Below are 3,707 nucleotides of genomic sequence, written 5' to 3'. Positions count from 1 at the left end.
CAGCTCCTCGGCGCTCGGGCGCAGGGGTCGGGTCCGGGGTCGAGGCAGGCGTCGAGCAGATCGCCCAGCTCGGCGTCGCCTCGGGCACCAGCACAGGCAGGGGCGCACGGTCCTCCAATGCGCCGGGCGCGCGGCCCGTCAGTGCGAACCAGGCGACGGCCCCGAGGCCGTAGACGTCTGCAGCCGCGGTCACCGACTCCCCTGACGCCGCGTCCGGGTCCAGGACCTCCGGGGCGGCGAACCCGGGGGTGGCGCCGCCACGGGAGGGTCCGCCGAGCAGCCTGGAGGCGCCCAGGTCCGCCAACGCCGGCCGCCCGTCCACGTCGAAGAGGATGTTGGAGGGCGAGACGTCGCCGTGGACGATCCCCTCGGAGTGCAGGGAATGCAGGGCCTGGGCCACGGGCACCACGGCCGTCCGCATGCGTGCGGCGCGCAGGGGGCCGCCGGAACGCACCAGGGCCGCCAGGCTCCCTCCGGGCAGCAGCTCGCTGAGCAGTCCCCGGCCGCGGTCGGTCTGCACCTGCCCCAGCGGCGCCGCCAGATGACGATGCCGGTGGTAGCGCAGCGCCTCGGCCTCCTGCAGCAGCGAGTCCTCGCCGCCCGGCATCGGCACCTTGAGCGCCGCTCGTTCTCCGGCGGCGCCCTCGACCTCCCAGACCTCCGCGTCTGCTCCCGCACCGAGCCGGCGGACCGCCGTCCAGCCCGGTGCCCTCGGCGGCCGGGCCTGATGCGCCGTCCCCTCTGTCTCGTCCATCTCGGGTCCCCCTCCCGTGCCTCCAGGGCGGGCCGGAGCGGACCCGCCATCGCCATTCTGGCCCGGCGCGGGGCACGACCCCGGGGTTATCCACAGAGCGGCGTCGAACCGATAGAGTGGCGGGCATGTCTGAGCTCACTCCACCTCCGGTGCGCGTCCTCGGCCTCGATCCGGACTTCGTCGACTACCGGAAGGCGTGGGATCTGCAGCGTTCCCTGCACGCCCGGGTCGTCGCCGGCGAGTCCGACGGCGAGATCCTCCTGCTCGAGCACGCCCCCGTGTACACGGCGGGCCGGCGCACCGAGGACTCCGAGCGCCCCACGGACGGCGCCGAGGTCATCGACGTGGACCGCGGCGGCAAGATCACCTGGCACGGGCCGGGCCAGCTCGTCGGCTACCCGATCGTCCGACTGCGCGATCGCGCCCACGTGAAGGACTTCGTCTGGTTCATCGAGGAACTGCTGATCCGGACCGCCGCCGAGTACGGTGTCAACGCCCTCCGCGTGGACGGCCGGGCGGGGATCTGGTGCCCGGCCGACCAGGCCGAGGACGGCCGGCTCCGCCCGGACCGCAAGCTGGGCGCCATCGGCCTGTCGATCCACGACGGCGTCTCCATGCACGGCTGGGCGCTGAACTGCTCCAACTCCCTGGACCCGTACTCCTCGATCATCGCGTGCGGCATCGCCGACGCCTCCACCACCACCCTCAGCGCGGAGACCGGCCGCACCGTCACCCCGGCCGACGTCCGCCCCGTGCTCGAGCGCCACCTCGCCGAGCTCGCCCCCCAGTACATCTCCACCGCCACCCCGGAAGGACACCCCGCATGAGCCCTGCACCCGACGGCCGCCGCCTGCTCCGCGTCGAGGCCCGCAACGCCGAGGTCCCGGTCGAGCGCAAGCCGGAGTGGATCAAGGCGAAGGTCCACATGGGCCCGGAGTACATCGGCCTGAAGAACAAGGTGAAGGGCTCCGGCCTGCACACCGTGTGCGAGGAGGCCGGCTGCCCCAACATCTACGAATGCTGGGAGGACCGCGAGGCCACCTTCCTCATCGGCGGGGACATCTGCACGCGCCGCTGCGACTTCTGCGACATCGCCACCGGCAGGCCGCGTCCGCTGGACATGGAGGAGCCGCAGAAGGTCGCGGAGAACATCCGGGAGATGAACCTGCGCTACGCCACCGTCACCGGCGTGGCCCGTGACGACCAGAAGGACGGCGCCGCGTGGCTCTACGCGGAGACCATCCGCAAGGTCCACGAGCTGAACCCGAACACGGGACTGGAGATCCTGCCCCCGGACTTCGGCGCGGTGCCGGAGCTGGTCCAGCAGGTCTTCGACGCCCGCCCCGAGGTGTTCGCGCACAACCTGGAGACCGTCCCCCGCATCTTCCGCAGGATCCGCCCGGCCTTCACCTACGAGAAGTCCCTCAAGGTGCTCTCCATGGCGAAGGCGGACGAGCTCGTCACCAAGTCCAACCTGATCCTCGGCATGGGCGAGGAGGACCATGAGATCGACCAGGCGCTCGTGGACCTGCACGAGGCCGGCTGCGACATCATCACCATCACCCAGTACGTGCGGCCCTCCAAGCTGCACCACCCGATCGACCGCTGGGTGAAGCCGCAGGAGTTCGTGGACTGGTCGAAGCGCGCGGAGGAGATCGGCTTCGCCGGCGTCATGGCCGGCCCGCTGGTGCGTTCGTCCTACCGCGCCGGCAAGCTCTACGCCTCGGCCCTGGAGAAGCTGGGCCGCGAGCTGCCGGAGCACCTGTCCCAGCTGGCCGGAGAGTCGACGGCGCGCCAGGAGGCCGCCGCTGTCGTCGCCCGCATGGGCTGATCCGCGCAGGTAGACTGGACAGGCTATGGCCAAGAACTCCGCATCCTCCCAGACCGGCTCGTCCACGCCCTCCCTCAAGGAGGTCAAGGCGATGCAGCGCGACCGCCGTCGGCAGATGAAGGCGGACAAGAAGTCCGACCGCGCCGCCAAGCGCGCCGACCGCAGCCGCAAGCCGGGCATCATCACCCAGCTCAAGCAGGTCTTCTCCATGACCCGCCAGCACTACCCCAAGCTGGTGCTGTGGATGGTCCTGGCGTTCGTCGCCACCCTGCTGGTGGGCCTGCTCATCGGCCTGCTGCTGAACAACTGGATCACCTGGCTGCTGATCGCGATCCCGTTCGGCGTGCTCGTGGCCATCATCGTCATGAACCGCTTCGCCGAGCGGGCGATGTTCGCCCAGATCGACGGCCGCCCGGGTGCCTCCGGTGCCGCCCTGTCCACCCTGAAGCGAGGCTGGATCGTCGGCCAGGAGCCCGTGGCGGTGAACCCGCGCACCCAGGACGTGGTGTACCGCGCGATCGGCCGTCCGGGCGTCGTCCTGGTGACCGAGGGCCCCTCCAACCGCATCGCCAAGCTGGTGCAGAAGGAGCAGCGCGCCATGGAGCGGTTCCTGCCGAACGTGCCGGTGCGCGTGGTGGAGACCGGCCACGGCGAGGGCCAGGTGCCGCTGCACAGGCTCACCAAGACGATGAAGGCGATGGAGAAGAAGCTCACCAAGCACGAGGTGAACGCGATCGACAAGCGCCTGTCCGCCATCGGCTCGGCCAGGTTGCCGATCCCCAAGGGTGTGGACCCCATGAAGGCCCGGCCGGACCGACGGGGCCTGCGCGGCCGCTGACCCCTCCCCCAGGCCGGGGAACACCGACGGGACGTCACCTCGCGAGGTGTGCACTGGTCCCCGGTTGTTGGACTGGTAATCAGAGCGTAAGCGCCCTGTCTTCCTCGAGGGCCTGTTCCCGATACTTCATCGGGGTCAGGCCCTCGAGTCGTTGCTGGATCCGGTGGTAGTTGTACCACTGGATGTAGGACTCCAAAGCTGCGGTCATCTCGGCCACGGTGGCCGGGTACCCATCGAGGAAGGCCTCGGTCTTCAGGTGCGAGAAGAAGTTCTCGGCCACCGCG

Annotated in this window: 5 protein-coding genes; 3 read left to right on the top strand and 2 right to left on the bottom strand. The window is 70.6% G+C overall.

The window, feature by feature from the left end:
• Positions 1-754: protein kinase domain-containing protein (locus AC2W7A_RS10405; RefSeq protein ID WP_485991291.1), on the bottom strand; the 754-nt coding region annotated here is incomplete at its 3' end.
• 125 nt (positions 755-879) lie between these two features.
• On the opposite strand from AC2W7A_RS10405, the gene lipB reads away from it, so the two are divergent.
• The 3 genes from lipB to AC2W7A_RS10390 are packed head-to-tail and all read left to right on the top strand — an operon-like array spanning position 880 to position 3,423.
• Positions 880-1,581 (top strand): lipoyl(octanoyl) transferase LipB, encoded by a 702-nt coding sequence (gene lipB, locus AC2W7A_RS10400; RefSeq protein WP_485991290.1) that lies wholly within the window; start codon positions 880-882, stop codon positions 1,579-1,581.
• A complete protein-coding gene (lipA, locus tag AC2W7A_RS10395; RefSeq protein ID WP_485991289.1) occupies positions 1,578-2,585 on the top strand; it encodes a lipoyl synthase in 1,008 nt (335 codons plus the stop codon). Before lipB ends, lipA begins: the two co-directional genes overlap by 4 nt.
• Positions 2,586-2,610: 25 nt before the next feature.
• Positions 2,611-3,423 carry a DUF4191 domain-containing protein gene (locus AC2W7A_RS10390; protein ID WP_485991288.1) on the top strand — a complete coding sequence of 271 codons (813 nt, stop codon included), beginning with the start codon at positions 2,611-2,613 and terminating at the stop codon, positions 3,421-3,423.
• 79 nt (positions 3,424-3,502) lie between these two features.
• Here the strand turns inward: AC2W7A_RS10390 and AC2W7A_RS10385 are convergent.
• On the bottom strand, positions 3,503-3,707 hold a 205-nt coding region (locus AC2W7A_RS10385), incomplete at its 5' end, for an IS3 family transposase (RefSeq protein WP_485991287.1).

The sequence above is a fragment of the Micrococcus sp. LASM2_SD2 genome (assembly GCF_057364565.1).
Note: the sequence above shows the minus strand (reverse complement) of the source record. Positions and strands in the feature narration are given on the sequence as shown.

Coding starts and splice junctions, on each gene's coding strand:
- lipB (WP_485991290.1), top strand. CDS start 880: ATGTCTGAGCTCACTCCACCTCCGGTGCGCGTCCTCGGCCTCGATCCG.
- lipA (WP_485991289.1), top strand. CDS start 1,578: ATGAGCCCTGCACCCGACGGCCGCCGCCTGCTCCGCGTCGAGGCCCGC.
- AC2W7A_RS10390 (WP_485991288.1), top strand. CDS start 2,611: ATGGCCAAGAACTCCGCATCCTCCCAGACCGGCTCGTCCACGCCCTCC.